The 2,965-nt window shown below is 70.6% G+C and carries 4 protein-coding genes and 1 pseudogene; all 5 read right to left on the bottom strand.

Going from position 1 to position 2,965, the window contains the following annotated elements; genetic code table 11:
- Nucleotides 1-228 (bottom strand): ferredoxin (fdxA, locus tag ACE3O1_RS15265; protein WP_374316501.1); only part of this gene is annotated, 228 nt, incomplete at its 3' end.
- Nucleotides 229-237: 9 nt separating this feature from the next.
- Entirely contained in the window at nucleotides 238-675 is a 438-nt protein-coding gene (locus tag ACE3O1_RS15260) for a DUF6113 family protein (protein ID WP_374316499.1), read from the bottom strand.
- Between the two features lie 21 nt (nucleotides 676-696).
- Entirely contained in the window at nucleotides 697-1,011 is a 315-nt protein-coding gene (locus ACE3O1_RS15255; protein WP_374316497.1) for an AzlD domain-containing protein, read from the bottom strand.
- Nucleotides 1,008-1,784, bottom strand: coding sequence for an AzlC family ABC transporter permease (locus ACE3O1_RS15250; RefSeq protein ID WP_374316495.1), 777 nt, complete (start codon nucleotides 1,782-1,784; stop codon nucleotides 1,008-1,010). The genes ACE3O1_RS15255 and ACE3O1_RS15250 overlap by 4 nt, the downstream gene beginning before the upstream one ends.
- A gap of 75 nt (nucleotides 1,785-1,859) precedes the next feature.
- Nucleotides 1,860-2,965 (bottom strand): annotated as a pseudogene (locus ACE3O1_RS15245) (translational GTPase TypA); the annotation flags it as partial.

Raw genomic sequence — 2,965 nt, 5'->3', positions numbered from 1 at the left:
GAAGAACTCGACGTTGGCCTTGTAGTAGTCCTGCCACTCGTCGGGCAGGTCGTCCTCGTAGTAGATGGCCTCGACGGGGCAGACCGGCTCGCAGGCGCCGCAGTCCACGCATTCGTCGGGATGGATGTACAGCGATCGCTCGCCCTCGTAGATGCAGTCGACCGGGCACTCGTCGATACAGGCGCGGTCCTTGACGTCCACACAGGGAAGGGCGATCACATACGTCACGATGCCAGTCTAGTTCCGTCCCTCGGCCGCGATGCCCGGCACCGGTTCGCTCGCCTCGGGCGAACCGGATGCCGCGCCCTCCGCGCGTGCCGGACCGAAGTGATCGGGCCAGGCGACGACCACGGCCACGACGATGGGGAGCGCGATCGTCCAGACTGTGCCGAGCGGGCTCTCGGGGACGATCACGGAGCCGCCGGGGCCCTTGCCCGAGAACACGAGGGTCGCGGTCATCATGCCCAGTCCGGTCGCCAAGGCCGCCCAGCGGTCGGCGGTGAGGAGCCGGACGGCCACGAGGAGCGCCGCGCATCCGATGAGCGCCAGCACCAGGCCGACCGGGAACCAGCCCAGCTCGTAGGCGTGCGCGATCGTGCCCGCGAGGCCGTACACCGCGCCGACGAGCAGGGCGACGACCCATGTTCCGAGACGGGCGGGAAGGGAGGAGCGCACCCGAAGACTCTACCGGCGCGGTCAGTCCGCCCAGCCCCACAGGCGCAGCAGCGCCGCCGTGAGCGCGGCCGCGGCGACGACGACGAGGAACGGCGCCCGGAGCAGGAGCAGCCCGGCGGCCACCAGCACGGCAGGCACGCGGGCATCCACGACGACGGCCTGACCCGCCCCCAGGGTCTGGACGGCGACCAGGGCCGCGAGGAGGGCGACGGTGAGCAGGTCGGCGATCCGCATCGGCCGCGGCGCTTCGACCCACCTCGGCGGCACGAGGTACCCGACGGTCTTCAGCGCGACGCACAGGATGGAGGCGACGAGCAGAGCGGTCCACATGGTCACGGCAGGCCCTCCCGCTCGGCGACGTCCTCCGGCTCGTCCCACTCCGCCCGGATCTCAGCATCCTCCGGCGTTCCCAGCCAGTTCAACCACCCCACGACGATCGCCACCGTGGCGGCGATGATGACGGGCAGCCCGGGCATCAGGACCGGCGTGAGAAGCGTCGCGATGACGGCGGCCGCGATGCCCACGACGATCGGCTGCCGGTGGCGGAGACGCGGCCACAGCAGCGCGAGGAACGCGGCCGCGGCCGCGGCATCCAATCCGTACGCCCGCGGGTCCCCGAGCACGTCGCCGAGGAGCGCGCCCGCGAGCGTCGAGAGGTTCCAGCCGACGTAGATGCCGATGCCCGTCACCCAGAAGCCGATCGTGCGTGCGTGCTGCGTCCGCTGCGCCAGCGACACCGCCGTCGACTCGTCGATCGTGAAGTGCGCCGCCGCCGCGCGCCGCCAGAATCCGGAGCCGATCACGGGCGACATCCGCATGCCGTAGGCGACGTTGCGCACGCCGAGCAGCGCCGCCGACGCGATCGCCGCGGGCGCCGCGGCGAGTCCGCCGGCACCGACGACCCCGACGAAGGCGAACTGCGACCCACCCGTGAACATCAGGAGGCTCATGACGCACGTCTGCCAGACGTCGAGTCCGGATGCCACGGCCAAGGCTCCGAAGGAGATGCCGTAGGCGCTCGTGGCCAGGGCGACGCCGATGCCCTCGCGCGCGGCTCGACGGGCCTCGCCGGCACTGTGCGCGTCGTCGAAGTGGGGGTCGAGGGTCACCCGTTCGATGCTACCGACGGGCCGGGACCGACCCCGCGGTCAGGTCGGACATCCGTGGCACGATCCCTGCCACGATCAGGCGTTGGCGTCCTGGCGCTTCAGGCGCGAGGCGGCACGGCCGCGCTCGGTCGCGTCGAGGACGACCTTGCGGATGCGCACCTTCTCGGGCGTGACCTCGACGCATTCGTCGTCGCGCGCGAACTCCAGGCTCTCCTCGAGCGAGAGCTGCCGCGGCGGAGTCATCGACTCGAACGCGTCAGCGGTCGAGGACCGCATGTTGGTGAGCTTCTTCTCCTTGGTGATGTTCACGTCCATGTCGTCGGCGCGCGAGTTCTCGCCGACGACCATGCCCTCGTAGACCTCTTCGGTCGGCTGCACGAAGAAGCTCATGCGCTCCTGCAGGGCGATCATCGCGAACGGGGTGACGACGCCGGAGCGGTCGGCCACGATCGACCCGTTCTGACGGGCCTGGATGTGACCGGCCCAGTCGTCGTACCCGTGCGAGATCGCGTTGGCGATGCCGGTGCCGCGCGTGACGGACAGGAACTCGGTGCGGAAGCCGATCAGGCCACGCGAGGGGACGATGAACTCCATGCGCACCCAGCCGGTGCCGTGGTTGACCATCGACTCCATGCGGCCCTTGCGGGAGGCCATGAGCTGGGTGATGGAGCCGAGGTACTCCTCGGGCGCGTCGATCGTGAGGTGCTCGAACGGCTCCTTGACCTTGCCGTCCTCCCCCTTGCGGGTGACGACCTGCGGCTTGCCGACAGTGAGCTCGAAGCCCTCGCGGCGCATGTTCTCGACGAGGATGGCGAGGGCGAGCTCACCACGGCCCTGCACCTCCCACGCGTCGGGCCGGCCGATGTCGACCACCTTGAGCGACACGTTGCCGACGAGCTCGCGGTCGAGGCGGTCCTTGACCATGCGCGCCGTGAGCTTGTGGCCCTTGACCTTGCCGACGAGCGGCGACGTGTTCGTGCCGATGGTCATCGAGATCGCGGGGTCGTCGACGTGGATCGCGGGCAGCGGACGCACGTCCTCGGGGTCGGCGATGGTCTCGCCGATCGTGATCTCCTCGATGCCGGCGATCGCGACGATGTCGCCGGGGCCGGCCGACTCGGCCGGGTAGCGGTCGAGCGCACGGGTCTTGAGCAGCTCCGTGATGCGCGCGTTCGAGTGCG

This window comes from Microbacterium sp., assembly GCF_041909575.1.
Classification (GTDB): domain Bacteria; phylum Actinomycetota; class Actinomycetes; order Actinomycetales; family Microbacteriaceae; genus Microbacterium.
This window is presented reverse-complemented; position numbering and strand designations above follow the sequence as displayed.